The sequence below is a fragment of the Streptomyces sp. NPDC039609 genome (assembly GCF_055596705.1).
Genome location: NZ_JBVIUJ010000022.1, coordinates 33548 through 60368, shown reverse-complemented (window position 1 = coordinate 60368; position 26821 = coordinate 33548). Strand labels below are relative to the sequence as shown.

Here is a 26821-nt window from a genome sequence, read left to right as displayed (position 1 = left end):
CAGACGCAGGCATGGAAACGCCCCCTCCGCAGACCGCACGCACCGAGCCCACCGACGCGGACGTCGCCGCCTTCGAGGAACAGCTCGGCCGCCCGCCCCGGGGGCTGCGCGCCATCGCGCACCGCTGCCCCTGCGGCAACCCGGACGTCGTCGAGACCGCGCCGCGGCTCCCGGACGGCACGCCGTTCCCCACCACGTACTACCTCACGTGCCCCCGCGCGGCCTCGGCGATCGGCACGCTGGAGGCCAACGGGGTCATGAAGGAGATGCAGGCCCGGCTCGGCACCGACCCGGAGCTGGCCGCCGCCTACCGGGCCGCGCACGAGGACTACATCGCCCGCCGTGACGCCATCGAGGTCCTGGAGGGATTCCCGAGCGCCGGCGGAATGCCGGACCGGGTCAAGTGCCTGCACGTCCTCGTCGGCCACTCGCTGGCCGCGGGCCCCGGGGTGAACCCGCTGGGCGACGAGGCGCTGGCGATGCTGCCCGAGTGGTGGGCCAAGGGCCCGTGCGTCACGCCGTGCGCGGAAGAGAAGGAGTCCGCCCAGTGACCCGCGTCGCCGGAATCGACTGCGGTACGAACTCCATCCGCCTCCTCGTCGCCGACGTGCACCCCGACACCGGCGAGCTGATCGAGCTCGACCGGCGGATGACGATCGTCCGGCTCGGGCAGGGCGTCGACAAGACCGGGCGGCTCGCGCCCGAGGCGCTGGAGCGGACCTTCGCGGCCTGCCGTGAGTACGCGGCCGTCATCAAGGAGCTGGGCGCCGAGAAGCTCCGCTTCGTGGCCACCTCCGCCTCCCGCGACGCCGAGAACCGCGACGACTTCGTCTCCGGCGTCCTGGACATCCTGGGCGTCGAGCCCGAGGTGATCTCCGGCGACCAGGAGGCCGAGTTCTCCTTCACCGGCGCCACGGCCGAGCTGCACGGCACGGAGAAGTACCTCGTCGTGGACATCGGCGGCGGCTCGACCGAGTTCGTCGTCGGCAACAAGCACGTCGAGGCCGCACGGTCCGTCGACATCGGCTGCGTACGGCTCACCGAGCGGCATGTCCGCAGCGACCCGCCGGCCGCCGCCGAGATCGCCTCGATCCGGACCGACATCCGCGCCGCGCTCGACCTCGCCGAGCAGACCGTCCCGATCCGCGAGGCCGAGACGCTCGTCGGGCTCGCGGGCTCCGTGACCACGGTCGCCGCGATCGCGCTGGGACTCCCGGAGTACCGGTCGGAGAAGATCCACCACTCCCGGATCTCGTACGAGAAGGTCCACGAGATCGTCACGTCGCTGATCGGCTCCACCCACGCCGAGCGCGCCGCGATCCCCGTGATGCACCCCGGACGGGTCGACGTGATCGTCTCCGGTGCTCTCGTCCTGCTGGAGATCATGGAGCGGACCGGGGCCCGCGAGGTCGTCGTCAGCGAGCACGACATCCTCGACGGAATCGCACTGTCCGTGGCATAACGGGCACCCGGCGGCACGTCCGGAAACGGTCCGCCGAGAAAGTTCGTGAAGTTCTTCACAAGGAAAAGGGCCCTGATGGGGGCCATGGAGGGCCTTCAGAGCCTCCAACACCCCTGTCGGGGCTCTTTCGTAGGCGGGGAGCGTTGTTCTCTCGATGTTTCCATCGCGTGAACGGGCCCTGTGGTTCAGCGTTAACGACAGCTCTCCGGGCCAGTTCAGTAGGGGTGAACAACGTTCACCCCCGCACCCTGGTTCCTTTGCACGACCATGACCTAGGTCACGTGGGCGGCGGAGTGTAGCAGAGGTCCCCGGAGACCTTGTGAAGGGGCGCACGAGCGACCCCCCTGGGAGGGGTGGATACTCGGATGCATGAGCACCACGGAGCGTCCCAGGATCCTCGTAGTAGGCGGTGGGTACGTAGGCCTGTACGCAGCACGACGCATTCTGAAGAAGATGCGTTATGCGGAAGCGACCGTCACGGTCGTCGACCCGCGCTCGTACATGACGTACCAGCCCTTCCTCCCCGAAGCCGCCGCAGGCAGCATCTCGCCGCGCCATGTCGTCGTCCCGCTGCGACGCGTCGTGCGTGGAGCCGAGGTGCTCACCGGTCGCGTCACCACCATCGATCAGGACCGCAAGGTCGCCACGGTCGCGCCGCTCGTCGGCGAGGCCTACGACCTGCCGTTCGACTACCTGGTCATCGCGATGGGCGCGGTCTCCCGCACCTTCCCGATCCCCGGCCTCGCCGAGCAGGGCATCGGTATGAAGGGCGTGGAGGAGGCCATCGGCCTTCGCAACCACGTCCTGGAGCAGCTGGACAAGGCCGACTCGACGACCGACGAGGAGGTCCGCCGCAAGGCGCTGACCTTCGTCTTCGTGGGCGGCGGCTTCGCCGGCGCGGAGACCATCGGCGAGGTCGAGGACATGGCCCGCGACGCGGCGAAGTACTACACCAACGTGAAGCGCGAGGACATGCGCTTCATCCTGGTCGACGCCGCCGACAAGATCCTTCCCGAGGTCGGCCCGGAGCTGGGCCGCTGGGGCAAGGAGCACCTCGAGGGCCGCGGTGTCGAGATCTACCTCTCGACGTCGATGGACTCCTGCGTCGACGGCCACGTCGTGCTGAAGAACGGCCTCGAGGTCGACTCCAACACGATCGTGTGGACCGCGGGCGTCAAGCCCAACCCGGCGCTCGCCCGCTTCGGCCTCCCGCTCGGCCCGCGCGGCCACGTGGACGCCCAGCCGACCCTCCAGGTCACCGGCACCGACTACATCTGGACCGCGGGCGACAACGCCCAGGTTCCGGACCTCGCCGCCCGCAAGGCCGGTGTGGAGAACGCCTGGTGCCCGCCGAACGCCCAGCACGCGCTGCGTCAGGCGAAGGTCCTCGGCGACAACGTGGTCTCCGGCATGCGGGGCTTCCCGCAGAAGGAGTACTCGCACTCCAACAAGGGTGCTGTGGCGGGCCTCGGCCTCCACAAGGGCGTCGCGATGATCGTCATGGGCAAGATGAAGATCAAGCTCAAGGGCCGACTCGCCTGGTACATGCACCGTGGCTACCACGGCATGGCCGTGCCGACCTGGAACCGCAAGATCCGCGTCTTCGCCGACTGGACCCTCGCGATGTTCCTCAAGCGCGAGGTCGTCTCCCTCGGTGCGATGGAGACGCCGCGCGAGGAGTTCTACGAGGCGGCCAAGCCCGCTCCCGCTCCGGCCGCCGCCGCGAGCCAGGAGAAGGCCAAGGCCTCCTAGCTCCACCGCAGTACACCTCCGTAAGGGCCGTCCGCCATCCGTGGTGCGGACGGCCCTTCGGCATGTCCGTACCGGTCTGCTGGAGTCCGCCCGGGTGTTTTGCCGAGTCGTTGCGCGCCGACGGGACGAAAATCGCCTACGGAGGGTGTTTACGTGGTGACGAGCATTTCTGGGGCACGACATCACGGAGGTGTGCACCATGGCCGACGCCGCATCGCGGCTGACCACTCTCGCGGAGGATCTCCTGGGGGTCCCGCTGCCGGTACGTCTGCGTGCCTGGGACGGCAGCGAATCCGGCCCCGCGGACGGCCCCGTCCTGATCGTCCGGCAGCGCCGTGCCTTGCGCCGGCTGCTGTGGAAGCCCGGCGAACTGGGCCTCGCCCGCGCCTGGGTGGCCGGTGAGATCGACGTCGAGGGAGACCTCTACGAGGTCCTCGACCGGCTCGCGGGACTGATCTGGGAGCGCGGGGAGGAGACCAGGGGCTCCCTGGAGGCCGTACGCGACCCGAAGCTGCGCGCCGCCGTACGCGCCGTGCTGAAGCTGGCAGGCCCGTACCCGCCGCCCGCGCCGCCCGCCGAGGAGATGCGCCGGCGCACCGGCTCCCGCCACAGCAAGCGCCGCGACAAGCAGGCGATCAGTCACCACTACGACGTGGGCAACGACTTCTACGAGCTGGTCCTCGGGCCGTCGATGGTCTACTCGTGCGCGTACTGGACGGACGGCGGGACCCTGGAGGAGGCCCAGCGCGACAAGCTGGACCTCATCGCCCGCAAGCTGAACCTGAAGGAGGGCGACCGGCTGCTCGACGTCGGCTGCGGCTGGGGCTCCATGGCCATGCACGCGGCCCGCGAGTACGGCGCCCAGGTCGTCGGTATCACCCTCTCCCGCGAGCAGGCCGCCTTCGCCCGCAAGCGGATCGCCGAGGAGGGCCTGACCGACCGGATCGAGATCCGCGTCCAGGACTATCGGGACGTCAAGGACGGCCCGTACGACGCCATTTCGTCGATCGGGATGGCCGAGCACGTCGGCGCGGTCCGCTACCGCGAGTACGCCGACATACTGCACGCCCTCCTCAAGCCGGGCGGCCGGCTGCTCAACCACCAGATCTCCCGCCGCCCCGAACCGGACGAGGCCGCCTACCAGGTGGACGAGTTCATCGACGCGTACGTCTTTCCGGACGGCGAGCTGGCCCCGATGGGCCGCACCCTCGCCACCCTGGAGGACGCCGGCTTCGAGGTCCGCGACGTCGAGGCCATCCGCGAGCACTACGCCCTGACGCTGCGCCGCTGGGTGGCCAACCTGGAGGGCGACTGGGCGCGCGCCGTACGGAACACCTCGCCGGGCCGGGCGAGGATCTGGCGGCTCTACATGGCCGCCTCCGCGGTCGCGTTCGAGCGCAACCGGATCGGCGTGAACCAGTTCCTCGCGGTGAAGACACCGGAATCGGGCACCTCGGGCGTGGCGCTGCGCCCGCGGGTGTGGAACGAGAAGCCGTAGCCGTACGCACGGCGAAGGGCCGGGCTCCCGTTCAGGGGGAGCCCGGCCCTTCGCCTCGTGCGTACCGCGGTTACTCGGTCTTGATGGCGGCCAGCATGTTCAGCTTCGCCGCGCTGCGGGCCGGCCACATGGCGGCCAGCACGCCGACCAGTCCGGCCAGGACCAGGAAGATCCCGATCCGGTCCCAGGGCAGGACCAGCGCGTAGCCCGGCAGGCTGCTCTTCATCGTCTCGCCGATCGCCCAGCCGAGGAACGAGCCGAGACCGATGCCGACCACGGCGCCGAAGAGCGAGATGACCACGGCCTCCAGACGGACCATCCGCTTGACGCGGCGTCGGTCCAGGCCGATCGCCCGCAGCATGCCGATCTCCTGCTGCCGCTCGAAGACGGACATGGCCAGGGTGTTGACGACGCCCAGGATCGCGATGAGCAGGGCCATCGCCAGCAGGCCGTACATGATGTTCAGAAGCATGTTGATCGTGCCGCCGAACGTGTCACGGATGTCCTTCTGGTCCATGACGGTGATGGCCGGGTTGTCGCCCATGGCCTTCGCGAGCGCCTTCTCGTTGGCCGCGGAGGCGCCGCCGTCCATCGAGACGAAGATCTGCGGGATGTAGGACTGCTGCTCGTGGGCGGTGACGATCTCCGCGTCGATCAGGACGGGCGAGACGAACTCGCTGTCCTCGTAGATCGCGCCGACCGTCAGCTTGCCCTTCTTCTTGTCGCCGAACTCGACCGGCAGCGTGTCGCCGACCTTCCAGCCCTGCTTGGTCGCGGTCTTCTCGGCGACCGCGATCTTCCCCTCGCCGAGCGAGTCGAGCGAGCCCTTCACGGTGTCGAGCTTGATGAGCCGCTCGATGTCGCCCGGGGTGACACCGGAGGCCGAGACGTCCTTGCCCTTCAGCGAGAACCAGCCGGCGAGCTGCGGGGAGACGGCGGTGGCACCCGGGGCCTTCTCGATCGCGGCGAGCGCGTCCTTGTTCATGCCCTCGCCGCTCGCCATGGAGATCATGTAGTCGGCGCGGATCTGCTCCGTCGTCATCTTGTCCAGCGCCGTGCCGACCGTGGTACCGAGCACGGACAGGCCGGTGACCAGGGTCAGCCCGATGGCGAGCGCGGAGGCGGTGGCGCCGGTACGGCGCGGGTTGCGGACCGCGTTGAGGCCGGCGAGCTTGCCGGAGACCCCGAAGAGGCCGACGAAGAGCGGGCGGATCACGGCGATCACCGGGCGGGAGAGCAGCGGGATCAGCACGATCACACCGATGAGGGTGACGAAGGCTCCCCCCGCGATGAACATCCGGCCGTCGTCGCCGCCCTTGCCGGCGCCGAGCACGATCAGGACCGCACCGAGCGCGGTGAGCGCGGCGCCGATCGAGTTGCGGACCACCAGCGACTTCGTGGTGGCAGCCGCGTGGACACTGCTCATGGCGGCGACCGGCGGGATCTTCGCGGCGCGGCGGCCGGGCAGCCAGGCGGCGAACATGGTGATCAGGATGCCGACGGCGAGCGCGGCGATGAGCGGGGTGGTGCCGAGGACCAGCGGGCCGTCCGGCACCTTCAGGTCGAAGGCGTTCATGCCCGCACGCAGTCCGACGGCGAGCGCGATGCCCAGGCCGTAGCCGACCACCGAGGCGATCAGGCCGACCAGACCGGCCTCGGCGAGGACGGAGCGGGTGATCTGCTTGCGCGAGGCACCGACGGCGCGCATCAGCGCGAGTTCCTTGGTGCGCTGGGCCACCAGCATGGTGAAGGTGTTCGCGATCAGGAACACGCCGACGAAGAGGGCGATGCCGGCGAAGCCGAGCAGGACCTGCTTCAGCGCGCCGAGCCCCGCCTCGATGTCCTTGGCCTGCTGGTCGGCGAGCGCCTGGCCGGTCTGGGCCGTGGCGGCCTTCGGGACGACCTTCAGGACCTCGTCGAGGAGCTTGTCGGCGTCCGTGCCCGGGGTGGCGACGACGGTGGCGTCCCGGTAGAAGCCCGGCTTCACGTACTGCTTCTGGGCGACGGAGTTGTCGAAGAGGACCAGGCTGCCGCCGGCGCTGACCGCGCCGTCCTCGGTGGTGAACACACCGGAGAGGGTGTACTCCTTCACCGGGCCGTTGGTGGCGACGCGGACGGTGTCGCCGACCTTGTAGCCGCCCTTGGCCGCGGTGGCCTGGTCGAGCGCGATCTGGCTGTCCTGCACCGGGCCGGCGCCCTGGGTGAAGTCGTACGCCCGGTCCTTGCCGTCGGCGCCGGGGGCGAAGTTGGTGCCCTTGTTGGACCAGCCGACGCCGATCAGCTTGCCGTCCTTGTCGGGCACGCCGGCGAAGCCGTCGACCCGCCCGGAGACGGAGGCGACACCGTTCAGCTTGCCGATGCGGTCGATGACGTCCTGCGAGAGGCCGGGCGTCTTGGCCGCTTCCTCGGGGCTCGGGTACATGCTGACGGCGACGGCGACGTCGTCGTAGCTCTTGGCCGACTGGTTGCGGAAGGCCTGGGAGAGGGTGTCGGTGAAGACCAGGGTGCCGGAGACGAAGGCCACGCCGAGCATGACGGCGAGCACGGTCATCAGCAGCCGGGCCTTGTGCGCGAGCACGTTGCGCAAGGCGGTACGGAACATATGTGTGTCCTGGAGTGGGGCCGGCGCCTGCGGCGGGCCGGGAAGTGAGAGGGCGGGGAGGACGGGGCGCAGCCGGCTCGCTGCCGGGCGCCGTCACGGTCCCCGCGTGGGCGGGGCTCCGGGGCGGGGCCCCGGGACGGCGCGGCGAGGCGCCGCCGCCTCAGCTCGTGCGGCCCTTCGAGTCGAAGGCCTTCATGCGGTCCAGCACGCCGTCCGCCGTCGGGGCGATCATCTCGTCGACGATCCGGCCGTCCGCGAGGAAGATCACCCGGTCCGCGTAGGACGCGGCGACCGGGTCGTGGGTGACCATGACGACCGTCTGGCCCAGCTCCCGTACCGAATTGCGCAGGAAGCCCAGCACTTCGGCGCCCGAGCGCGAGTCCAGGTTTCCGGTCGGCTCGTCACCGAAGATGATCTCGGGGCGGGAGGCCAGCGCGCGGGCCACGGCGACGCGCTGCTGCTGGCCTCCGGAGAGCTGCGCGGGGCGGTGGCTCAGCCGGCCGGACAGGCCGATCATGTCGATGACCTTCTCCACCCACTGCTTGTCGGGCTTACGGCCGGCGATGTCCATCGGCAGCGTGATGTTCTCCAGGGCCGTCAGTGTCGGCAGCAGGTTGAACGCCTGGAAGATGAAGCCGATCTTGTCCCGGCGCAGCTGCGTGAGCTGCTTGTCCTTCAGGGTGCTCAGCTCGGTCTCGCCGAGGCGGACCGAGCCGGAGGAGAAGGAGTCCAGGCCGGCGACACAGTGCATCAGGGTGGACTTGCCGGAGCCGGAGGGGCCCATGATCGCGGTGAACTCGCCCTGGCGGAAGTCCACGGTGACCTGGTCGAGGGCGACCACCTGGGTCTCGCCCTGTCCGTAGACCTTCGAGAGATCCGTGGCGCGGGCGGCCACCGCGGTGGCGCGGGACACGGTGGGGGTGGTGGTCACGAGAGGGACTCCTGTCACTGCGGATGTTCGGGAACCACTCCATCGTGTCGAGCGTTGAGGCCCGGAGCGTCCGTCCACGTGCCCGTTCCTGGGGCAGCCTGGAGTCGGACCGGGGGGCCCGCCCCTCCTCCTGAGGTATGACAGGACCCCTGAGACGCCCTCGGAGTGTGGAGCCGGCCGGTGCCCCGAGGGCGATGTGACATAGATGCGGCGAGTTTTCGTCATTCCGGCGTACGCGTCTTTGCGCCTGCGACCCCTGTCACACTTCGTCAGACGGCCCCTACCTGCACTGACACACCCTCAGACGTCAATAAAATAAGACAACATCGGGCCAGCGTTCCGCTGAACGGGGTAAGCGTCCGGATAGGCTCATGTGCCAACGCAGAGCCGCGCGCCAAGCCCGGGTGGTGGAATGCAGACACGGCGAGCTTAAACCTCGCTGGCCTTCGGGCCGTACCGGTTCGAGTCCGGTTCCGGGCACAGCTCACCCTCCTGGACCGCCGGGTCTCTCTAACGATCTCGGAAAGATCCTCCCCGAGCACTAGGGAGTTTCCTTTGCTTCCGCATTACTCTTGACGCAAGGCCGCGCAGTGCGGCCATGGAGGAGTGAGATGAGGAGCAGCAACCCGGTCTTCTCGCGACGGGGGTTCAGCCGCGACAACGGCTACGCCGGTTTCAACGCGCAGCAGCCGCAGGCCGGGGGCGCCGTCGGAACCAACCCGTACGCCGATGGCGCGACGAACCCGTACGCGACCAACCCGTACGCGCAGGACACCCAGCTCGGCGCCCCGCAGACGCGCGGCGATGTGATGACGATCGACGACGTCGTGAGCCGTACGGCCATGACGCTCGGCACGGTCGTGGTCACCGCCGCCCTGGCGTGGTTCCTGCTGCCCGTCGACGAGGCGAACCTCGGCAAGTCCTACGGCATCGCCATCGGGGCCGCCCTGGTGGCCTTCGTCCTGGCGATGGTGCAGTCCTTCAAGCGCAAGGCCTCGCCCGCGCTGATCCTGGCCTACGCGGCGTTCGAGGGTGTCTTCCTCGGCGTCATCTCGGCCACTGTCTCGACCTACATCTCGCCCGGTGTGGTCGCGCAGGCGGTCCTCGGCACGATGGCGGTCTTCGCCGGTGTGCTGATCGCCTACAAGATGCGCTGGATCCGCGTGACCCGCCGCTTCTACGGCTTCGTGATGGCGGCCGCGATCGGCTTCGTCCTGCTGATGCTGGTCAACGCGGTCTTCTCGCTCTTCGACGGCGCCGGTGACGGCCTGGGCTTCCGCAGCGGCGGCCTCGGCATCCTCTTCGGTGTCATCGGCATCATCCTCGGTGCCTGCTTCCTCGCTCTCGACTTCAAGCAGGTCGAGGACGGCGTGACGTACGGCGCCCCCCGTGAGGAGTCCTGGCTGGCGGCCTTCGGCCTCACCCTGACCCTCGTGTGGATCTACCTGGAGATGCTGCGCCTGCTGTCGATCCTGCAGGGCGACGACTGACGCACCGCTCGTGTGTGACGAAGGGCCCGTCCGGCTTCCGCCGGGCGGGCCCTTCCGCGTTCTCGGCGTTCTCAGCCCTTGAGCGCGGCGTCCAGGAGCACCCGGGCCGCCTCCTTCGCCTGGGTGGCCGGCTCGGGGGAGCCGTTGATGCCGGCGACGGCCATGGCGCCGTTGGCGAGCAGCGCCAGCTGATCGGCGAGCTCGGACGGCGCACCGAGGGCGTTCGTCTGCTCGGCGAAGTAGCCCCGCAGGGCCTGCTTGTGTCCGCGGGCGATGTCGGCGACGTCCGCCGAGATGCCGCCCATCTCGCCGAAGGTGTTGATGAAGGCACAGCCCCGGAAGCCGGGGTCGGCGAACCAGTCGCCGAGGTAGTCGAAGACCGCCAGGGCGCGCTCGTACGGGGTGCCCGCGTGACTCGTTCCGTGGGCGGCGATGGCCTCCCGCACAGCCGCGTCGCGGCGGTTGAGGACGGCCCAGACCAGATGGTCCTTGGACGGATAGAGCTGGTAGAGACGCTTGAGGGAGACGCCGGACGCGGTGCGGATGGCGTCCATGCCGACCGCCTGCACGCCCCGCTCGTCGAAGAGCGCCTCGGCGGCTTCCAGGAGCCGCAGCTCGGCGGATTCCGTGTCCATCGCCCGATCACCCCATCAGTAGAGAATCATCGTTCTCTCACTCTACAGGGCAAGGGGAACGATGGTTCTCCCTGTCGGGGCGGGCCGACGGGGGCCCGCACGGGCGGGCCCCGTGCGGGGTGTCAGAGCAGCCGGCGGGCCGCTCGCCGAAGGTCGTACTCGTGGATGATCGCCTTCGCGTGGCCGTACGCGAGGTCGTGCTCGCCCCGGAGCCAGCTCACCTTCTCCTCGAAGCGGATGAGGGAGGGGCCTTCCTCGACGGTGCGAAGCCAGTCGGAGATTTCACGACCGGTGCAGTGAGGGATGCGGGCGAGCAGGTTGCGATGGGTCTCTTCGGAGAATGCGTGGGACATCGGCGCCTCCGGACGCGTGTTGCCGTGTGCTCCTTCCCGTCACCGTGCCTGAGTGAAGGGCCGTTGGCAACAGTCCCCGGAGGGCGCGTAGGGTCGCGCCGTGCTTGATACGAGTGAACTGACCGCCGTCGTCGAACGGTTCGCCGACCGGCTGCGGGCCGCCCCGCAGAGCCGTCTCCAGCGTGGCGCGGCAGCCGAAGGGCTTGAACTGGCCAGGGAGTTGGCGCTCCTGGCGCAGCGGATCGAGGAGCCGGTGGCCGCCGGGCGGATCATCCCGGACGCCGGCGTGTTCTCGGTCGCCGACCAACTTGTCGTGGCCGGAAACGATCTGGCGGAGATTCTGCGAACGGCCCCGGCCGGCTCCCTGGAACGGGAACTGGGCGAGGCCGTGAGGCTGGTGCGGGAGGCCGCTGAGCGGTCGGGGCTCTGACGGCCCCTGGAGGGCTACAGCGAGGCGATCACGCGGTCGGCGAGGATGTAGACGTTCTCGTCGTCCGCGTCCCCGAAGGAGAACGTCAGGGCGTACGCGCCCGAGACACCCGAACCGCCGAGCAGGACCGGCGTACGGCCGGTGCGCAGGGCGTCCGCGAGACGCTCCGCGGTCTCCCGGTGACCGGGGGTCATGCAGAGCGTGGTGCCGTCGGCGAAGACGTACACGTCCAGCGTGCCGAGCGGCCCGGGGCGCACGTCGGTCAGCGCGGTGCGCGTGTCGGCGAGCTCCTCGAGGCGGGCCACCGTGCGCTCGTGGTCGGTGACAACGGGCGTCTGGACCGGCACGAAGTCCGGGTGCGAGGGGTGGCGGCGACGGGCCGCCGCGAGCTCCGGAGAGTCCTCGGCGTACTCGTTCAGCTCGGGGAACTCGTCCAGGACGCTGTCGACGCCGGGGCCGTCCAGCGCGGCGGCCTCGGCCTCCATCGCCTCCAGGGCCATGGCCTCCAGGCCCGCGAAATCGGCCTGGCGCGGCACGTAGAAGGGGCCGTCCTCGGCAGATCCGCCCAGGCCGCCGAGGAGCGACGGGGCGTCGGCCGCGTCACGGGCCTCCTGTGCAGCCCAGAACGCCCGGGCCTCGGCGAGCTCGCGCTCGCGCTCCTCGGCCAGCGCCTCGGCGACCGCGGCCCGTATCTCGGACGCGGGCGTCTGGCGTGCCGGGGGTACGGACACCCCGTGGGCGGTGGCGAGTTCGCTACGCAGAGCGGTGACCTGCTTACGGAGACCGTGGGCAGCGTGCAGGGCGGCGGCGCCCACGGCCGTGGCGGCGGCCGTGGTCACCAGCAGGGCAAGAGACATGGCGCTCACTGACGTACTCCCGATTCCGAGTCGATCCCCCCGACTTCCTACATCAGCTTGTCGTGGGAGTGCGCCCCCTGTCAGTGCATTACGTCACGAAATGGACAGGTATTTGGGCCAGGTGTTTAGTCCCGATGCGGGTGTGACCTGCGGGAATGACTCTCCCCCGGGACGTAGGTCACATCCTGGGGGAGATTCGGTCACGGCTAGGACGCGACGGGGTTAGCCGAGGCGTCTTCTGGGCTTAGCTCAGGCGCTCGTTTCCTTGGTCGCGCTGAGCTTCGCCACCGCTGCGGGCAGGTCCCGCCTTCGTTCCTCAGGCGACCTCTACCCTCCGCTACGGCTCAGCTCAGCCGCTCGTTTCCGCGGTCGCGCTGAGCTTCGCCACCGCTGCGGGCAGGTCCCGCCTTCGTTCCTCAGGCGACCCCTACCCTCCGCTACGGCTCAGCTCAGCCGCTCGATGACCATGGCCATGCCCTGGCCACCGCCGACGCACATGGTCTCCAGACCGAACTGCTTGTCGTGGAACTGGAGGCTGTTGATCAGCGTGCCGGTGATGCGGGCGCCGGTCATGCCGAAGGGGTGGCCGACGGCGATGGCGCCACCGTTGACGTTCACCTTGTCCAGGTCCAGACCCAGGTCCTGGTAGGACGGGATGACCTGGGCGGCGAAGGCCTCGTTGATCTCGGCGAGGTCGATGTCGTCGATGGTCAGGCCGGCGCGCTTGAGGGCCTGCTTGGACGCCTCGACCGGGCCGAGGCCCATGATCTCGGGGGAGAGGCCCGAGACGCCGGTGGAGACGATGCGGGCGAGCGGCGTCAGGCCGAGCTCGCGGGCCTTCGTGTCCGACATGATCACGAGCGCGGCGGCGCCGTCGTTGAGCGGGCAGCAGTTGGCGGCGGTGACCAGGCCGTCGGGGCGGAAGACGGGCTTGAGGCCCTGCACGCCCTCCAGGGTGACGCCGGCGCGCGGGCCGTCGTCGGCGGAGACGACGGTGCCGTCCGGGGTCGTCACCGGGGTGATCTCGCGCTCCCAGAAGCCGTTCTTGATGGCCTGCTCGGCGAGGTTCTGCGACCGTACGCCGAACTCGTCCATCTCCTGGCGGCTGATGCCCTTGAGGCGGGCCAGGTTCTCGGCGGTCTGACCCATGGCGATGTACGCGTCCGGGACGAGGCCGTCCTCGCGCGGGTCGTGCCAGGAGGAGCCCTCGGAGGCGGCGACGGCGGCGGTACGGGCCTCGGCCTCGGCGAAGAGCGGGTTGTGCGTGTCGGGCAGGGAGTCCGAGTTGCCCTTCGCGAAGCTGGAGACCATCTCGACACCGGCCGAGATGAAGACGTCGCCCTCGCCGGCCTTGATGGCGTGCAGCGCCATGCGGGAGGTCTGGAGGGAGGAGGAGCAGTAACGGGTGATCGTGCAGCCGGGGAGGTGGTCCATCCCCATCTGGACGGCGACGATCCGGCCCAGGTTGTTGCCCTGCTCGCCACCGGGGAGACCACAGCCGAGCATCAGGTCGTCGATGTCCCGCGGGTCCAGCTCGGGGACCTTGGCGAGCGCGGCCTGGATGATGGTCGCGGTGAGGTCGTCGGGCCGCAGGTCCTTCAGGGAGCCCTTGAAGGCCCGGCCGATCGGGGAGCGGGCGGTCGAGACGATGACGGCTTCGGGCATCACGGCTCCAGGGGGATGCGGGGTGGACGGACTGAAAGCGAAGCTACCTGCACGTACGGCACGGGTCACCGCCCAGACGGTGTGACGCGGACCTCTTTTCTAAGCGAGCGCTCAGTTCGCGCGTGCGGCGCGCACTCTCGCCCCACCGTCGAAGCCAATTGTCCCGCCGGGGGCGCTGCCGGGTCACACCCCCGGCGCTCCGTTGCGGGCAACTGTTCCGCTGGGGCGCTGCCCGCCTTCCCCCAGCCCCCAGCGGGACGATTGCCCACACGGGGGGCGGAGGGAACTGCCCCGTAGCCCGGAGTCGTCGTCAGGGGCGGTGGGCCTCCTCCGGGGACGGGGTCGGTTCCGGCGTGGCCGGTGGCGGCTCCGCGAGGCGACGGCGCCGGCGGTGCTTGAGCAGCGCCCACGGCGCCCGCGCCCCCGTGACCTCCGTGCCCGCCTCCTTCGCCGCCTCCGCCGCCGCCTTCGCCACCGGCAGCATGTTCTCGTGACGGTCCGGCTCCAGGCGGTCCGTTTCCGGCCACACGCCCAGCACCGCGCACACCGTCGGCAACACGGCCATCGCCGCCGTCGCGTACCCCTCCGCCGACGGGTGGTAGTTGTCCGCCCCGAACATCTCGCGCGGATTCGCCGCGAACTCGGGACCCAGCAGGTCCCCCAGCGACACCGTCCGCCCGCCCTGCTCCACCACCACGATCGTCTGTGCCGCCGCCAGCTGCCGCGACACCCGCCGCGCCAGCCACCGCAGCGGCTGGTACACCGGCTCGATCGTCCCCAGGTCCGGGCAGGTCCCGACGACCACCTCCGCCCCGGCCGTCCGCAGCCGCCGCACAGCCGCCGCGAGAAGCCGCACCGATTCCGTCGCCGACATCCGGTGCGTGACGTCGTTCGCCCCGATCATGATCACGCACACGTCCGGCGGCCCCGCAGGAGCCGCCAGCAACAGCGACACCTGACGCTCCAGGTCGTCCGAGCGCGCTCCCGGCAGCGCCACGTTCCGCAGGATCACCGGGCGCTCCGCCACCGCCGCGAGCCCCGACGCCAGGAGCGCCCCCGGCGTCTGGCCGACCCGGCGCACCCCCTGACCCGCCGCCGTCGAATCACCCAGAAGGGCCAGTCGCAGCGGGGGCGAGGCCGGGTCCGTGGTCTCGAAGGAGCGGCCGTACAGCCCGTCCGCCCCCGGTGGCAGCGGCGCCACCCCACCCCCGACCGTCCTCTTCGCCAGCTGCACCTCGGCCAGAAGCACACCCACCGCCGCCGCACCGAGCAGCCCGATGCTCCCACCGCCGTACGCCGCGCCCGCCGCGATCCGCCGTGCCACCCTCGCCCTCGACATGGGGGCAGTCACCTCCTTCAAGCCGTTCAGGATCTAACTGCCCCGTAACCCGCTCCGACTACGCATACGCTGGCTGCACCATTACGGAGACCCCGGAGATTACGGTGCAATTCCACGACTCGATGATCAGCCTCGTCGGCAACACCCCGCTGGTGAAGCTCAACAATGTGACAGAGGGCCTGCAGGCCACCGTCCTGGCCAAGGTCGAGTACTTCAACCCGGGCGGCTCGGTCAAGGACCGCATCGCCCTGCGCATGATCGAGGCGGCCGAGGAGAGCGGTGCTCTCAAGCCCGGCGGAACCATCGTCGAGCCCACGTCCGGCAACACCGGCGTCGGGCTCGCCATCGTGGCCCAGCAGAAGGGCTACAAGTGCATCTTCGTCTGCCCCGACAAGGTGTCCACGGACAAGATCAACGTGCTGCGGGCGTACGGCGCCGAGGTCGTGGTCTGCCCCACCGCGGTGGACCCCGAGCACCCCGACTCGTACTACAACGTCTCGGACCGGCTCGTGCGTGAGACCCCCGGTGCCTGGAAGCCCGACCAGTACTCCAACCCGAACAACCCCCGCTCGCACTACGAGACCACCGGTCCCGAGCTGTGGGAGCAGACGGACGGGAAGATCACCCACTTCGTCGCGGGCATCGGTACCGGCGGCACCATCTCCGGCACCGGCAAGTACCTGAAGGAGGTCAGCGGCGGCACGGTCCAGATCGTCGGCGCCGACCCCGAGGGCTCGGTCTACTCCGGCGGTTCCGGCCGGCCGTACCTCGTCGAGGGCGTCGGCGAGGACTTCTGGCCCACCGCCTACGACCGTGACGGCACCGACCGGATCGTCGCCGTCTCCGACAAGGACTCCTTCCAGATGACCCGCCGCCTCGCCAAGGAGGAGGGCCTCCTGGTGGGCGGCTCCTGCGGCATGGCGGTCGTCGCGGCGCTCGAGGTAGCCAAGGACCTCGGCCCGGACGACATCGTGGTCGTGATCCTTCCGGACTCAGGCCGCGGCTACCTCTCCAAGATCTTCAACGACGAGTGGATGGCCGACTACGGCTTCCTGGAGGACACCTCCTCCGCCACCGTCGCCGACGTGCTGCGTCACAAGGAGGGCGGACTGCCCTCCCTCGTCCACATGCACCCGGAGGAGACGGTCGGTCAGGCCATCGAGGTGCTGCGGGAGTACGGCGTCTCCCAGATGCCGATCGTCAAGCCGGGCGCCGGTCACCCGGACGTCATGGCCGCTGAGGTCGTCGGCTCGGTCGTCGAACGCGAGCTCCTCGACGCGCTGTTCACCAAGCGGGCCTCCCTGGAGGACCCGTTGGAGCGTCACATGAGCGCCCCGCTGCCGCAGGTCGGCTCCGGCGAGCCGGTCGCCGACCTGATGTCCGTGCTCGGTGAGGCGGACGCGGCGATCGTGCTGGTCGAGGGCAAGCCGACGGGTGTGGTGAGCCGTCAGGACCTGCTCGCCTTCCTGGCGAACGGCGGGGCCAAGGGCTCCGCGAAGTAGCTCGAACCGCGAGTCGAGCGGGCGTTCGCGCAAACGGTACGAGCGCGACACGTACCCGCAGCACCCGCTTAACACGCGTCCGGCACATTGGTCGTTGTCGGCGTCAAGGACTACGGAGCGGCTCCCGGACTCCTGAAGACGCCGCCGGACGCGGAGACCGGCCCTGACCCGGGCCCGTGTCCCCCGCGGGGACCGCCGTCGTCCCGCCCCCCGGCAACGGGGGTGCGGCGGTCCCCGCGCCACTTCGTTCCGCTAGAAGTCCTCGGTGTCGCCGCGCTTCGGCAGCCGGCCCCGGAACGCGTGGACGAAGTTCACGCCCACGATGCCCAGCCAGGCCACGATCAGACCCTCCAGGTTCGCCTGGCTGGCGGCGATCGCGGAGAGCGGGATCGCCAGGACCAGCGAGATGATCCCGAAGCCGTAGCGCTCGCCGAAGCCCTCCGCGCCCGAACCCGGCGGCCGGACCCCGCGGGCGGCCGCCACCTGCTGCTCGGCCAGTCGGCGCCGCACCTGGCGGTCGACCGTGGCGTCCAGGCTCTGCTCCACCTTGCCGAGGAACGACTCGATCAGAGCGGCCTCGTACTCGGTGCCCAGCTCCCGCCGGGCGTGCAGGGTGGCGTCCAGCTCGCTCTTGAGCTCGTTGGTCCGGTCAGGGTCGCGCGTATCCATGCTCGCCACGGTAGAGAGCCCGGACCTTCACGTCAGTAGGGCTATCCCCCGCTTTTTCTTGCCCTGCTGCATATCCTCATGCAGAGTTCGAGGAGGATGAATAGGCAAAAGGGGGACGGCGTGAGTGACAGCCCGGCCGGACGGCTTCAGGCGCTCTTCGAAGGGCACCGGCTGACACCGACACAGCGGCGCATCGCGCACTGCATGGTGCGCCGGGCCGGCGACGTGCCGTTCCTGTCCAGCGTGGAGCTGGCCGAGCTCGCCGGCGTCAGCCAGCCCTCCGTCACCCGCTTCGCCGTCGCCCTCGGCTTCGACGGCTACCCCGCGCTGCGCCGCCATCTGCGCGAGGTCGCCCCGGAGCGGAAGCCCGCGGGGGAGACGAGCGAGCACAACGAGTACCAGCAGGCCGTCCTCGCCGAGATCGAGAACCTCCGCCATCTCGCCGAACTGCTCGCCGACCCCGCGCCCGTCGAGCGCGCCGGGCGGCTGCTCGCCGCCTCCCGGCCGCTGCCCGTCCTCGGCCTGCGCGCGGCCTCCTCCCAGGCCCGCGGCTTCGCGTACTTCGCCGCCAAGGTCCACCCCGACATCCGCCTCCTCGACGAGGGCGGCTCGATGCTCACGGACCGCGTCGACGCGGCCGTACGGGCCGGGGCGACGGCACTGCTCTGCTTCGCGCTGCCGCGCCACCCCAGGGAGGTCGTGGAGACCCTGGAGTACGCGCGGGCGGCCGGCCTGACCGTCGTGACGGTCGCCGAATCGGCGTTCGCGCCCGTCGCCGCCCACAGCGACCTGCTGATCCCCGCCGCCGTCGGCACCGGGCTCGCCTTCGACACGGCCTGCGCTCCGATGCTGCTCGGCCGGGTGCTCCTGGAGGCGATGGCGGACGAGCTGCCGGACGCCCAGGCGCGGCTCGAGGAGTTCGACGCGAAGGCGGCGGAGCGGGGACTGTTCGTGGAGTAGGGGAGCGGGCCGATCCCGGCTCCGGGGGTCAGACCTCCAGCTCGGCCTCGATCCGCTTCAGCTGGTGGCGGGCCATCGCCAGGTTCGCGCGGTCCTTGTCCAGCGCCAGGTACAGGAACAGACCGTTGGCGCCGCGCCCCTTGAGCAGCCGGAGCAGGTGGTACTGGCCGCCGAGCGTGATCAGGATGTCCTCGATCTCGTCCTTGAGGCCGAGCATCTCCATCGTCCTGACCTTGGCGCGGACCACGTCCGTGTTGCCCGCGGCGGCCACATTGAGGTCGAGATCCTTGCTGCTGCCGATCGTGCCGAGGGCCATACCGCTGGTGTAGTCGACCAGCGCGGCGCCGATGGCGCCCTCGATGGCCATGGTTTCCTTCAGAGACGTCTCGGTGTTCGCCATGGGTGTCGCACTTCCTTTTCGCATCTGTGGTTGGGATCAGTTCAGGTCTTTGCGTTCCAGGGCCTCGTCGACCAGGTCGCCTATCCGGGCACTCGACCGCCGCGCCTCCAGGTGGAGCCGCCCCACATTGATCCGGGGTTCGGCGAGCAGGGTGAGGACGGCGGATCCGCCGGCCGCGTACGTGGCGACATAGCCGTTCTCGCCGCGCACCAGCAGCTCGCGGAAGCCGCCCTGGCCCGTGGAATCGGTCAGCCGCTGCCCGACGCCGAGCGCCGCGGCCGTGAGTGCGGCCACCGCCTCGGCCTCGGTGTCGACCGTGTCCTGGGCCAGGACCAGGCCGTCGGCGCTCGCCGCGAGCGCCCCGGTGAGCTGGGGCAGTCGGGCCCGCAGCCGTCTCAGCTCGCCGAGCACCTCGGCCTCTGCCGACATCAGTTGTCTCCTCTCGGCGCGCATGCGCAGGGCACGCCTCATCACAGGCTTGCCTCCAGGGCGTCACGGAGCCGGCGCAGCAGGGCGATGTCCGGATCGACCGCGACCTCGCCGACCCAGGTGGGGACGGCGGGTTGGGCGGCCGGTAAGGGTTCGAGCGGGGTCTCGACGAGGCCGGCGGCCGCGAGGCGGCGGATGTCGAGCAGTGTGTGGAAGGCCGGGCGGCCGAGCAGCCGAGCGATGTCCGCCGGGGTACGGGCTCCGTCGGCGGCGGCCAGCAGGGCCCGCTGACGCAGACTCACCGCCTGTCCGGGGGCGGCGGCGCGGGGCACGACCGGGGCGGTGTCCACGGCCCCGTACGGCCAGACGCTGTCCAGCAGTTCACGGCGGCGTACGGTCTCGCGCTCGACGGCCTCGGTGGAGACCGGCCGCACCGGCCCGAACCAGTGGGCGACTCCGTAGCGGAAGCGGGTGGGGCCGCTGGCGGGGGCGAGCGCGAAGAACGCCGCGTCGAAGACGGCCCCGAGGTGGCATATCTGGAGTTCACCGTCGTGCAGTCGGCCGCTGTCCACCAGGAACCGGCCGACCTCACGGCGCGCCCCGGCCCGGTTGACGGCCTCGTCCCAGCCTTCGCGGGGCAGCCGTCCGCCGGCCGTCAGCAGGACGTCGAGGCCCGGGGCTGCGGGGCTCTCGGCGTGCACGACGCGGCCGTCGACGAGGTAGAGGGTGCCGTGGTCGCGCAGCAGGGCTCCGGTGGCGCGCTCGGCGGAGAGGCGGGTGAGCATCGGCGAGACGGTCATCCGAGGACCAGCCTTTCGGCGAGGTCGCGCAGCCGGATCCGGGCGAGGGCGAGGTTTCCGGTGTCGCGGTCGATCCACAGGTGCAGAAAGACGCTGCTGTCGAAGGCCGTCTCGACGAAGCGGAGGACGTGGTAGCCGCCGCGGGCCGTGACGATCAGGTCCTCGACGGGCGGCCCTTTGGGTAACGTTTCGTCGTGCAGGGGGCCGTGGGCGAAGGAGTCGTACTCCGCTGCCGCCCGCGCCAGTTCGGCCGCCTCCGCCGCGGTCGTCTCGTGGTCGCCGACCGGCGAGTCGCCCGCCGTGCCGAGGGCGAGTCCGCTGGTCCAGTCGACCAGCCAGGCCCCGCGTGCGCCCGGCAGGCTCATGGCCTCCAGCAGGCACTCGTCGATTCCGGGCACGCGGGTTCCCCTCCCGATGCGGCGTGCGGGTACGGCAGTGACGGAGACGTTACTCAACGTTCCGGTCGGGGGCAGGAGTTCTGGCATTTTCCATCGGAACATGCCGTCGGCTTGCTTGAATTCGCCCTCGACGGTCGGCTCCCCGGTCCTTGCCTTGCCCGGTCCTCCCCGCGTACGCGGAGGACGACCTTGTCGCGCGCACACAGCCCGATCCCGATGGCGAGCAGCGCACCGGCCCGGACGTACACGCCCGCCGAGCGGTCCGCGAGCGGTCCGCGAGCGGGCACGCCGGACGAAGGCCGGCGTCGGACGACTGTCCGGGGCGGGCCGGTGTCGGGGGCGGGCCGGTGCCAGGGGCAGGCCGGAGTCGGTGGCGGACCGGTGCCAGGGGCAGGCCGGAGTCGGTGGCGGACCGGTGCCAGGGACAGGCCGGCGTCGGTGGCGGACCGGTGTGAGGGGCGGACCGCCGTACGGACCGGCCGGTGTCAGTGGCGGCGCTCCACCGACGCCGCCACGTCGTCCAGGTCCTTCGCGAGTGCCCGGCTCACCGCCTTGGCGCCGAGGCCGCTCAGCAGCTTGGCGAGGAACCCCATGCGGCTGCCCTCGGCCGGGCTCGCCGAGAACGTCATCCGTACCGTCGTCGCACCCGTCCCGTCCGGCCGCAGCGCGATCTCCGAGACGTAGTGCATTCCGTGCGAGTCGGCCACCGTCACATAGCGGTCCGGCGGCTCGGCCTCGGTCACGGTCATCTCCTCCGTGGCCTCCTTGCCCATCATCCGCCGGGTCTCGCGCCAGCGGGTGCCCACGCCGAAGGCGCCCTCCGTCAGCACCTCGACCCGCTCCACACCGCTCAGGACCCGCTCCATGTCCTTCAGGTCCGTCAGCGCCTCCCAGACGGGCCCGGGAGACGCCGCGATCCGGCGTTCGACGACGACGCTCTTGGTAGCCATGGCTCCATCGAACCACCGGGGTCGGACAAGCGCCCGCAGTGCTACGCCCGCAGTGCTACGGCAGCAGGGCCTCCGTCCGGTCCCCACCCGCCTCGGCGACGATCTCGTCGAGCGTCTGCGCCCCGCGCACGGTCGCGAACGCCACCCGCCCCTCGTCGCCCACCGTGAAGCCGTGGACAGCGGGCCGGGGCAGGCTGTTGTACGCGTAGTGGTGGGCGAAGTAGTACGCGCCGGTGTCCGGCACCGCGACGATGTCGTCCGGCCGCAACAGGGGCAGCGGGCGTGCGGTGGCGAGCAGATCCCCGGCGAAACAGGCGGGTCCGGCCACGTCCTGGACGGTCTCCTCCCCCTCGCGGGGCCGGCCGTCGGAGTCGTACGCGAGGAGGCGCAGCGGCCACGAGACGGGGTCGTAGACGGTACGGGTGGCGAGCTGGACCCCGGCGTGGGTGACCGCGATGGGGCGGGCGCCCGAGGTCTTGGTGTACTCGACACGGGCCAGGACCGTGCCGTGCTTGGCGAGCAGTGAGCGCCCGAACTCGGTGACGAGCCCGTAGCGCCCGTCGAGCAGGCCGGGGGCGGTGGCGGCGAGCAGCTCGGCGTACTCCGCGTAGGTCGGCGTCTCGTCGTCGGAGGCGAAGTTCACCGGCAGTCCGCCGCCGATGTCGACGGTGTCGATCTGCTGCCGTCCGGCCTTGGCGTTGATCTCCTCGGCCAGGTCGTAGGCCGCCGCGACCCCCTCGGCCATCAAGGCGAGCGGAACGCCCTGCGAGCCGGTGTGCGTGTGCACCCGGCGCATCCAGGGCCGGTCGAGGTACGCCTGGACCACGGCCTCCCGGGCGCCCACGTCGCGCAGCGCGACCCCGAACTTGGAGGTGGCGGTCGCGGTGGAGAGCGCGCCGATCAGACCCGCCCCGATCTGCGGGTTGATCCGCAGTCCGAGCGGGCTCGAGGTCGGTGCGGAGGCGATGAGCGCGTCGATCCTGGCCAGTTCCTGGAGGTTGTCGGCGTTGACGGCGATCCCGAGCGCCAGGGCGTGACGCAGCTCGGCGGGCGTCTTGGCGGGCGAGTCGAGCACCGTACGGGAGGGCGGGACTCCGGCCGCGCGGGCGAGGGCCAGCTCGCCGGGGCTCGCGACCTCGACCCCGAGCCCGCAGTCGTAGAGCAGGCGCAGGACGGGTACGAGCGGGCAGGCCTTCACGGCGAAGGCGTGCAGGACGGGAGCGTCGGTGACGGCGGCGAAGGCGGAGACGAGGGCGGCGGCGGAGGCGCGGATCCCGGCGGTGTCGAGGAGGGCGACGACGGGTTCGGTGGGGGAGAGGAGGCCTTGTTCGACGGCGGCTCGGACGGCCTGATCGCGACGGTGGGAAGCCATGTGTCCATGGGACCACCGGGACGGGTGGCACCGCAGCTGTTGACTACAAGTATTCAGCAGTCCAGGATGTGAATAACTGATTCACATCGGAGGAGGCTTCCCCATGTCAGGACCCCGCCCCGTACGGGCCCCGCGCGGTACGGAACTGAGCGCCCTGGGATGGCAGCAGGAGGCCGCCCTCCGGATGCTGCAGAACAACCTGGACCCCGAGGTCGCCGAACACCCCGACAAGCTCGTCGTCTACGGCGGCACCGGCAAGGCCGCGCGCGACTGGCGCTCCTTCGACGCGATGGTGCGCACGCTGCGCACCCTCAAGCAGGACGAGACGATGCTCGTCCAGTCCGGCCGCCCGGTCGGCGTCATGCAGACCCACGAGTGGGCCCCGCGTGTTCTCATCGCCAACTCCAACCTGGTCGGCGACTGGGCGAACTGGGAGGAGTTCCGGCGCCTGGAGCAGCTGGGCCTGACCATGTACGGCCAGATGACGGCCGGCTCGTGGATCTACATCGGCACCCAGGGCATCCTCCAGGGCACCTACGAGACCTTCGCCGCCGTCGCCGCGAAGAAGTTCGACGGCACCCTGGCCGGCACGATCACCCTGACCGCCGGCCTCGGAGGCATGGGCGGCGCCCAGCCGCTCGCCGTGACGATGAACGACGGCGTCGCGATCTGCATCGACGTCGACCCGCGCGCCATCGAGCGCCGCATCGAGCACCGCTACCTCGACGTGAAGGCGGACAACCTCGCCCACGCCCTGGCGCTCGCGACCGAGGCCCGTGACGCCCGTCGGCCGCTCTCCATCGGCCTGCTCGGCAACGCGGCGGAGCTGCTGCCGCAGATGCTCGCCGAGGGCGCCCCGATCGACATCGTGACCGACCAGACCTCGGCCCACGACCCGCTCTCGTATCTGCCGGTGGGCGTCGACTTCGACGACATGGCGACGTACGCGGCCAAGGACCCGGCCGGCTTCACGACCCGCGCCCGCGAGTCGATGGCCAAGCACGTCGAGGCCATGGTCGGCTTCATGGACGCCGGCGCCGAGGTCTTCGACTACGGCAACTCCATCCGCGGCGAGGCCCAGCTGGCCGGCTACGACCGCGCGTTCGCCTTCCCCGGCTTCGTACCGGCGTACATCCGCCCGCTGTTCTGCGAGGGCAAGGGCCCGTTCCGCTGGGCCGCCCTCTCCGGCGAGGCCTCGGACATCCACAAGACGGACAAGGCGATCCTGGAGCTCTTCCCGGAGAACGAGTCCCTCCACCGCTGGATCAAGATGGCCGGCGAGCGCGTCCACTTCCAGGGCCTGCCCGCCCGCATCTGCTGGCTCGGCCAGGGCGAGCGCGACAAGGCGGGCGACATGTTCAACGACATGGTCGGCAACGGCACCCTCGCCGCGCCCCTCGCGATCGGCCGCGACCACCTCGACTGCGGCTCGGTGGCCTCCCCGTACCGCGAGACCGAGGCCATGCTCGACGGCTCCGACGCGATCGCCGACTGGCCCCTCCTGAACGCCATGGTCAACGTCGCCTCCGGCGCGTCCTGGGTCTCCATCCACCACGGCGGTGGCGTCGGCATGGGCCGCTCCATCCACGCGGGCCAGGTCTCGGTCGCGGACGGCACGGCTCTCGCGGGCGAGAAGATCCGCCGCGTCCTGACGAACGACCCGGGCATGGGCGTCATCCGCCACGTCGACGCGGGCTACGACATCGCGGAGCGGGTCGCCGACGAGAAGGGCGTACGCGTCCCGATGCGCGAGGGTGACTCCGCGTGAGTGCGAGTTTCCACGCCATGTGGCGGTCGCTGCGGCCCATCGGCCGCAGCGCCGCCTCCGGCGGCTACCGCCGCTACGCCTGGACCGCCGCCGACGCCGACTGCCGGCTCTGGTTCCAGATGCAGGCCGAGGCCCGCAGGCTGAACTACGAGGTCGACCGCAACGGCAACCAGTGGGCCTGGCTCGGCGACCCGGCGGCCGGGGACGCGGTCGTCACCGGCTCGCACCTGGACTCCGTACCGGACGGTGGAGCCTTCGACGGCCCGCTCGGCGTCGTCTCCTCCTTCGCCGCGCTCGACGAACTGCGCTCCCGTGGCGTCGTGTTCAAGCGGCCCCTCGCGATCACCAACTTCGGTGACGAGGAGGGCGCCCGCTTCGGACTCGCCTGCGTCGGCTCCCGTCTCACCGCCGGCCGGCTGACGAAGGAGCAGGCGTACGAGCTCCGCGACGGCGACGGCATCAGCCTCCCGCAGGCCATGGAGGCGGCGGGTCACGACCCCGAGACCATCGGCCCGGACCCGGAGCGGCTCGCGCGCATCGGCGCCTTCGTCGAGCTCCACGTCGAACAGGGCCGCGCCCTGGACCTGACCGGCGACTCCGTCGGTATCGCCTCCGCGATCTGGCCGCACGGCCGCTGGCGGTACGACTTCGCCGGCGAGGCCAACCATGCCGGCACCACCCGGCTCGTCGACCGTCGCGACCCGATGCTCACCTACGCCGAGACCGTCCTCGCCGCCCGTCGCGAGGCCGAACTCGCGGGCGCCGTCGCCACCTTCGGCAAGATCGCGGTCGAGCCGAACGGCGTCAACGCCATCCCCTCCCTCGTCCGCGGCTGGCTCGACGCGCGCGCCGCCGACCAGAGCGCCCTGGACACCGTCGTCGCCGGCGTCGAGACCGCAGCCCGCGACTATGCGGACCGGCACGGCATCGACCTCACGGTCGTACGGGAGTCCTTCACACCGGTCGTGGAGTTCGCCCACGCGCTGCGGGACGAGCTCGCCGGGATCCTCGGCGAGAAGACGCCGGTCCTCGGCACGGGCGCAGGACACGACGCGGGCATTTTGTCCGAATCGATTCCGACCGCCATGCTGTTCGTACGGAACCCCACGGGCGTCTCGCACTCCCCGGCCGAATTCGCTGCCGAGGACGACTGTGTCGCCGGGGTCCTCGCACTCGCCGACGTACTGGAGGGTCTCGCGTGCAGGTGACGTACTGGCTGGAGCACGCCTGGCTCGACACGAACGTCGAGCCGGGCGTGGCCCTCGAGGCGACGGACGGCCGGATCACGGCGGTACGCACGGGGATCGACGCCCCGCCGCCCGGCGCCGTCGTCCTGCGCGGCCTGACGGTCCCCGGCCTCGCCAACGCCCACTCGCACGCTTTCCACCGCGCCCTGCGCTCCACCGTCCAGGTCGGCTCCGGCACGTTCTGGACCTGGCGCGAGGTGATGTACCAGGTGGCGTCCCGGCTGACCCCGGAGACGTACCACGCCCTCGCACGGGCGGTGTACGCCGAGATGGCGCTCGCCGGGATCACCGCCGTCGGTGAGTTCCACTACCTGCACCACGCGCCGGGCGGCACCCCCTACGCCGACCCCAACGCGATGGGCGAGGCCCTGATCGAGGCCGCCGCCGAGGCCGGCATCCGGATCACCCTCCTCGACACGGCCTACCTCTCCGCCGGCTTCGGCGCCGCGCCCGACCAGCACCAGCTCCGCTTCTCCGACGGCACGGCCGAGGCCTGGGCGGAGCGCGTCTCGCTGCTCAAGGAGCGCGAGGGCGGGGACGGCGTACGGATCGGGGCGGCGATCCACTCCGTACGGGCGGTCCCTGCCGACCAGCTGTCGACCGTGGCGGACTGGGCGCGCGAGCGGGGCGCCCCGCTGCACGTCCACCTCTCGGAGCAGACGGCCGAGAACGAAGCCTGCCTCGCGGCCCACGGCCGCACCCCCACGCAGCTCCTCGCGGACCACGGCGTGCTCGGCCCGCTGACGACCGGTGTCCACAACACGCACCTCACGGACGCGGACATCGCGCTCATCGGCTCGTCCACGACCGGCACCTGCATGTGCCCGACCACCGAACGCGACCTCGCGGACGGCATCGGCCCGGCCGTCGCCCTCCAGCAAGCGGGCTCCCCGCTCTCGCTGGGCAGCGACAGCCACGCCGTGATCGACCTCCTGGAGGAGGCCCGGGCGATGGAGCTGAACGAGCGCCTCCGCTCCCGCACGCGCGGCCACTGGACGGCGGCGGCCCTGCTGCGGGCCGCGACCGCCGACGGTCACGCGTCGCTCGGATGGGACGAGGCGGGCACCCTGGAGCCGGGCGCGCTCGCCGACTTCACGACGATCGCCCTGGACTCGGTCAGGACAGCGGGACCGGTGCCGCGTCTGGCAGCCGAGACGGCGGTATTCGCAGCGTCGGCCGCGGATGTGCGGCACACGATCGTGGGCGGCCGCCATGTCGTACGGGACGGGGTCCACCAGACCGTGCCGGACGTGCCCCGTGCCCTCGCCGAATCGATCGCCGCACTGCGCGGCTGAAGCGCCTGAAGGAGACA

The 26821-nt window shown here is 71.0% G+C and carries 25 protein-coding genes and 1 tRNA gene; 12 read left to right on the top strand and 14 right to left on the bottom strand.

The genetic code is table 11. The annotated features are described in order from the left end of the window. The first annotated feature begins 11 nt into the window (after positions 1-11). The 4 genes from ACZ561_RS38795 (at position 12) to ACZ561_RS38780 (ending at position 4712) form a co-directional block, all read left to right on the top strand. Positions 12-551, top strand: a complete 540-nt coding sequence (locus ACZ561_RS38795; RefSeq protein ID WP_329119742.1) for a DUF501 domain-containing protein — start codon at positions 12-14, stop codon at positions 549-551. Then, the gene (locus ACZ561_RS38790) at positions 548-1462 is read left to right on the top strand and encodes a Ppx/GppA phosphatase family protein (protein WP_471004652.1); all 915 of its coding nucleotides are present in this window, start codon (positions 548-550) and stop codon (positions 1460-1462) included. The genes ACZ561_RS38795 and ACZ561_RS38790 overlap by 4 nt, the downstream gene beginning before the upstream one ends. A gap of 369 nt (positions 1463-1831) precedes the next feature. Further along, complete coding sequence (locus ACZ561_RS38785) at positions 1832-3214, top strand: NAD(P)/FAD-dependent oxidoreductase (protein WP_471004650.1); 1383 nt, start codon at positions 1832-1834, stop codon at positions 3212-3214. A 199-nt stretch (positions 3215-3413) separates the two neighbouring features. Beyond that, complete coding sequence (locus ACZ561_RS38780; RefSeq protein WP_471004648.1) at positions 3414-4712, top strand: class I SAM-dependent methyltransferase; 1299 nt, start codon at positions 3414-3416, stop codon at positions 4710-4712. Positions 4713-4782: 70 nt separating this feature from the next. Here the strand turns inward: ACZ561_RS38780 and ACZ561_RS38775 are convergent, their stop codons facing one another. Both ACZ561_RS38775 and ACZ561_RS38770 read right to left on the bottom strand, forming a co-directional pair. Further along, positions 4783-7314: an ABC transporter permease gene (locus tag ACZ561_RS38775; protein ID WP_471004646.1), complete on the bottom strand. Its 2532-nt coding sequence runs from the start codon at positions 7312-7314 to the stop codon at positions 4783-4785. Positions 7315-7474: 160 nt separating this feature from the next. Beyond that, positions 7475-8245, bottom strand: coding sequence for an ABC transporter ATP-binding protein (locus ACZ561_RS38770; RefSeq protein ID WP_471004644.1), 771 nt, complete (start codon positions 8243-8245; stop codon positions 7475-7477). Between the two features lie 398 nt (positions 8246-8643). Here ACZ561_RS38770 and ACZ561_RS38765 point away from each other — a divergent pair. Next, positions 8644-8725: transfer RNA gene (locus ACZ561_RS38765), tRNA-Leu, on the top strand. A gap of 131 nt (positions 8726-8856) precedes the next feature. Beyond that, positions 8857-9735 carry a Bax inhibitor-1/YccA family protein gene (locus tag ACZ561_RS38760; RefSeq protein ID WP_471004642.1) on the top strand — a complete coding sequence of 293 codons (879 nt, stop codon included), beginning with the start codon at positions 8857-8859 and terminating at the stop codon, positions 9733-9735. Positions 9736-9806: 71 nt separating this feature from the next. On the opposite strand, the gene ACZ561_RS38755 is transcribed toward ACZ561_RS38760, so the two are convergent. Then, complete coding sequence (locus tag ACZ561_RS38755) at positions 9807-10370, bottom strand: TetR/AcrR family transcriptional regulator (RefSeq protein WP_471004640.1); 564 nt, start codon at positions 10368-10370, stop codon at positions 9807-9809. 122 nt (positions 10371-10492) lie between these two features. Continuing rightward, positions 10493-10723 (bottom strand): DUF4287 domain-containing protein, encoded by a 231-nt coding sequence (locus ACZ561_RS38750; RefSeq protein ID WP_376445272.1) that lies wholly within the window; start codon positions 10721-10723, stop codon positions 10493-10495. A gap of 100 nt (positions 10724-10823) precedes the next feature. Between ACZ561_RS38750 and ACZ561_RS38745 the strand changes: the two genes are divergently transcribed. Beyond that, positions 10824-11153 (top strand): hypothetical protein, encoded by a 330-nt coding sequence (locus ACZ561_RS38745; protein WP_471004638.1) that lies wholly within the window; start codon positions 10824-10826, stop codon positions 11151-11153. A 14-nt stretch (positions 11154-11167) separates the two neighbouring features. Here the strand turns inward: ACZ561_RS38745 and ACZ561_RS38740 are convergent, their stop codons facing one another. From ACZ561_RS38740 to ACZ561_RS38730, 3 genes are all read right to left on the bottom strand, one after another. Continuing rightward, complete coding sequence (locus ACZ561_RS38740; RefSeq protein WP_376445266.1) at positions 11168-12010, bottom strand: hypothetical protein; 843 nt, start codon at positions 12008-12010, stop codon at positions 11168-11170. Between the two features lie 444 nt (positions 12011-12454). After that, positions 12455-13675 carry an acetyl-CoA C-acetyltransferase gene (locus ACZ561_RS38735; protein ID WP_471004636.1) on the bottom strand — a complete coding sequence of 407 codons (1221 nt, stop codon included), beginning with the start codon at positions 13673-13675 and terminating at the stop codon, positions 12455-12457. A 310-nt stretch (positions 13676-13985) separates the two neighbouring features. Continuing rightward, a complete protein-coding gene (locus tag ACZ561_RS38730) occupies positions 13986-14999 on the bottom strand; it encodes an SGNH/GDSL hydrolase family protein (RefSeq protein ID WP_471004695.1) in 1014 nt (337 codons plus the stop codon). Positions 15000-15118: 119 nt separating this feature from the next. On the opposite strand from ACZ561_RS38730, the gene ACZ561_RS38725 reads away from it, so the two are divergent. After that, positions 15119-16516, top strand: coding sequence for a cystathionine beta-synthase (locus ACZ561_RS38725; protein ID WP_471004634.1), 1398 nt, complete (start codon positions 15119-15121; stop codon positions 16514-16516). Between the two features lie 252 nt (positions 16517-16768). On the opposite strand, the gene ACZ561_RS38720 is transcribed toward ACZ561_RS38725, so the two are convergent. After that, a complete protein-coding gene (locus tag ACZ561_RS38720) occupies positions 16769-17185 on the bottom strand; it encodes a hypothetical protein (protein WP_471004632.1) in 417 nt (138 codons plus the stop codon). Positions 17186-17281: 96 nt separating this feature from the next. Here ACZ561_RS38720 and ACZ561_RS38715 point away from each other — a divergent pair, with 96 nt between their 5' ends. Then, positions 17282-18145, top strand: a complete 864-nt coding sequence (locus ACZ561_RS38715; RefSeq protein ID WP_471004630.1) for a MurR/RpiR family transcriptional regulator — start codon at positions 17282-17284, stop codon at positions 18143-18145. A 28-nt stretch (positions 18146-18173) separates the two neighbouring features. Here ACZ561_RS38715 and ACZ561_RS38710 read toward each other — a convergent pair whose 3' ends face one another. From ACZ561_RS38710 to ACZ561_RS38685, 6 genes are all read right to left on the bottom strand, one after another. Then, a complete protein-coding gene (locus ACZ561_RS38710) occupies positions 18174-18545 on the bottom strand; it encodes a hypothetical protein (protein WP_471004628.1) in 372 nt (123 codons plus the stop codon). Between the two features lie 36 nt (positions 18546-18581). Then, positions 18582-18974, bottom strand: a complete 393-nt coding sequence (locus ACZ561_RS38705; RefSeq protein ID WP_471004626.1) for a roadblock/LC7 domain-containing protein — start codon at positions 18972-18974, stop codon at positions 18582-18584. Positions 18975-19015: 41 nt separating this feature from the next. After that, on the bottom strand, positions 19016-19774 hold the full coding sequence (locus ACZ561_RS38700; RefSeq protein ID WP_471004624.1) for a transcriptional regulator: 759 nt from the start codon (positions 19772-19774) through the stop codon (positions 19016-19018). After that, positions 19771-20172: a hypothetical protein gene (locus ACZ561_RS38695; RefSeq protein ID WP_471004622.1), complete on the bottom strand. Its 402-nt coding sequence runs from the start codon at positions 20170-20172 to the stop codon at positions 19771-19773. Before ACZ561_RS38695 ends, ACZ561_RS38700 begins: the two co-directional genes overlap by 4 nt. Before the next feature lie 485 nt (positions 20173-20657). Further along, positions 20658-21122, bottom strand: a complete 465-nt coding sequence (locus ACZ561_RS38690; RefSeq protein ID WP_384523750.1) for an SRPBCC family protein — start codon at positions 21120-21122, stop codon at positions 20658-20660. Between the two features lie 55 nt (positions 21123-21177). After that, positions 21178-22494 carry a type III PLP-dependent enzyme domain-containing protein gene (locus tag ACZ561_RS38685; protein WP_471004620.1) on the bottom strand — a complete coding sequence of 439 codons (1317 nt, stop codon included), beginning with the start codon at positions 22492-22494 and terminating at the stop codon, positions 21178-21180. A 103-nt stretch (positions 22495-22597) separates the two neighbouring features. Between ACZ561_RS38685 and hutU the strand changes: the two genes are divergently transcribed. The 3 genes from hutU to ACZ561_RS38670 are packed head-to-tail and all read left to right on the top strand — an operon-like array spanning position 22598 to position 26804. Beyond that, positions 22598-24262, top strand: a complete 1665-nt coding sequence (gene hutU / locus ACZ561_RS38680) for a urocanate hydratase (RefSeq protein WP_471004618.1) — start codon at positions 22598-22600, stop codon at positions 24260-24262. A 17-nt stretch (positions 24263-24279) separates the two neighbouring features. Continuing rightward, entirely contained in the window at positions 24280-25470 is a 1191-nt protein-coding gene (locus tag ACZ561_RS38675) for an allantoate amidohydrolase (protein ID WP_471004693.1), read from the top strand. Beyond that, positions 25461-26804 (top strand): formimidoylglutamate deiminase, encoded by a 1344-nt coding sequence (locus ACZ561_RS38670; protein WP_471004616.1) that lies wholly within the window; start codon positions 25461-25463, stop codon positions 26802-26804. Before ACZ561_RS38675 ends, ACZ561_RS38670 begins: the two co-directional genes overlap by 10 nt. The last annotated feature ends 17 nt before the right edge of the window (positions 26805-26821 follow it).

Bases quoted from the DNA above. Each gene is read 5' to 3' on its own strand.
- ACZ561_RS38795 (WP_329119742.1), top strand. From the start codon at position 12: ATGGAAACGCCCCCTCCGCAGACCGCACGCACCGAGCCCACCGACGCG.
- ACZ561_RS38785 (WP_471004650.1), top strand. From the start codon at position 1,832: ATGAGCACCACGGAGCGTCCCAGGATCCTCGTAGTAGGCGGTGGGTAC.
- ACZ561_RS38780 (WP_471004648.1), top strand. From the start codon at position 3,414: ATGGCCGACGCCGCATCGCGGCTGACCACTCTCGCGGAGGATCTCCTG.
- ACZ561_RS38775 (WP_471004646.1), bottom strand. From the start codon at position 7,314: ATGTTCCGTACCGCCTTGCGCAACGTGCTCGCGCACAAGGCCCGGCTG.
- ACZ561_RS38760 (WP_471004642.1), top strand. From the start codon at position 8,857: ATGAGGAGCAGCAACCCGGTCTTCTCGCGACGGGGGTTCAGCCGCGAC.
- ACZ561_RS38755 (WP_471004640.1), bottom strand. From the start codon at position 10,370: ATGGACACGGAATCCGCCGAGCTGCGGCTCCTGGAAGCCGCCGAGGCG.
- ACZ561_RS38750 (WP_376445272.1), bottom strand. From the start codon at position 10,723: ATGTCCCACGCATTCTCCGAAGAGACCCATCGCAACCTGCTCGCCCGC.
- ACZ561_RS38740 (WP_376445266.1), bottom strand. From the start codon at position 12,010: ATGTCTCTTGCCCTGCTGGTGACCACGGCCGCCGCCACGGCCGTGGGC.
- ACZ561_RS38735 (WP_471004636.1), bottom strand. From the start codon at position 13,675: ATGCCCGAAGCCGTCATCGTCTCGACCGCCCGCTCCCCGATCGGCCGG.
- ACZ561_RS38720 (WP_471004632.1), bottom strand. From the start codon at position 17,185: ATGGATACGCGCGACCCTGACCGGACCAACGAGCTCAAGAGCGAGCTG.
- ACZ561_RS38715 (WP_471004630.1), top strand. From the start codon at position 17,282: ATGAATAGGCAAAAGGGGGACGGCGTGAGTGACAGCCCGGCCGGACGG.
- ACZ561_RS38710 (WP_471004628.1), bottom strand. From the start codon at position 18,545: ATGGCGAACACCGAGACGTCTCTGAAGGAAACCATGGCCATCGAGGGC.
- ACZ561_RS38705 (WP_471004626.1), bottom strand. From the start codon at position 18,974: ATGTCGGCAGAGGCCGAGGTGCTCGGCGAGCTGAGACGGCTGCGGGCC.
- ACZ561_RS38700 (WP_471004624.1), bottom strand. From the start codon at position 19,774: ATGACCGTCTCGCCGATGCTCACCCGCCTCTCCGCCGAGCGCGCCACC.
- ACZ561_RS38690 (WP_384523750.1), bottom strand. From the start codon at position 21,122: ATGGCTACCAAGAGCGTCGTCGTCGAACGCCGGATCGCGGCGTCTCCC.
- ACZ561_RS38685 (WP_471004620.1), bottom strand. From the start codon at position 22,494: ATGGCTTCCCACCGTCGCGATCAGGCCGTCCGAGCCGCCGTCGAACAA.
- hutU (WP_471004618.1), top strand. From the start codon at position 22,598: ATGTCAGGACCCCGCCCCGTACGGGCCCCGCGCGGTACGGAACTGAGC.
- ACZ561_RS38675 (WP_471004693.1), top strand. From the start codon at position 24,280: ATGTGGCGGTCGCTGCGGCCCATCGGCCGCAGCGCCGCCTCCGGCGGC.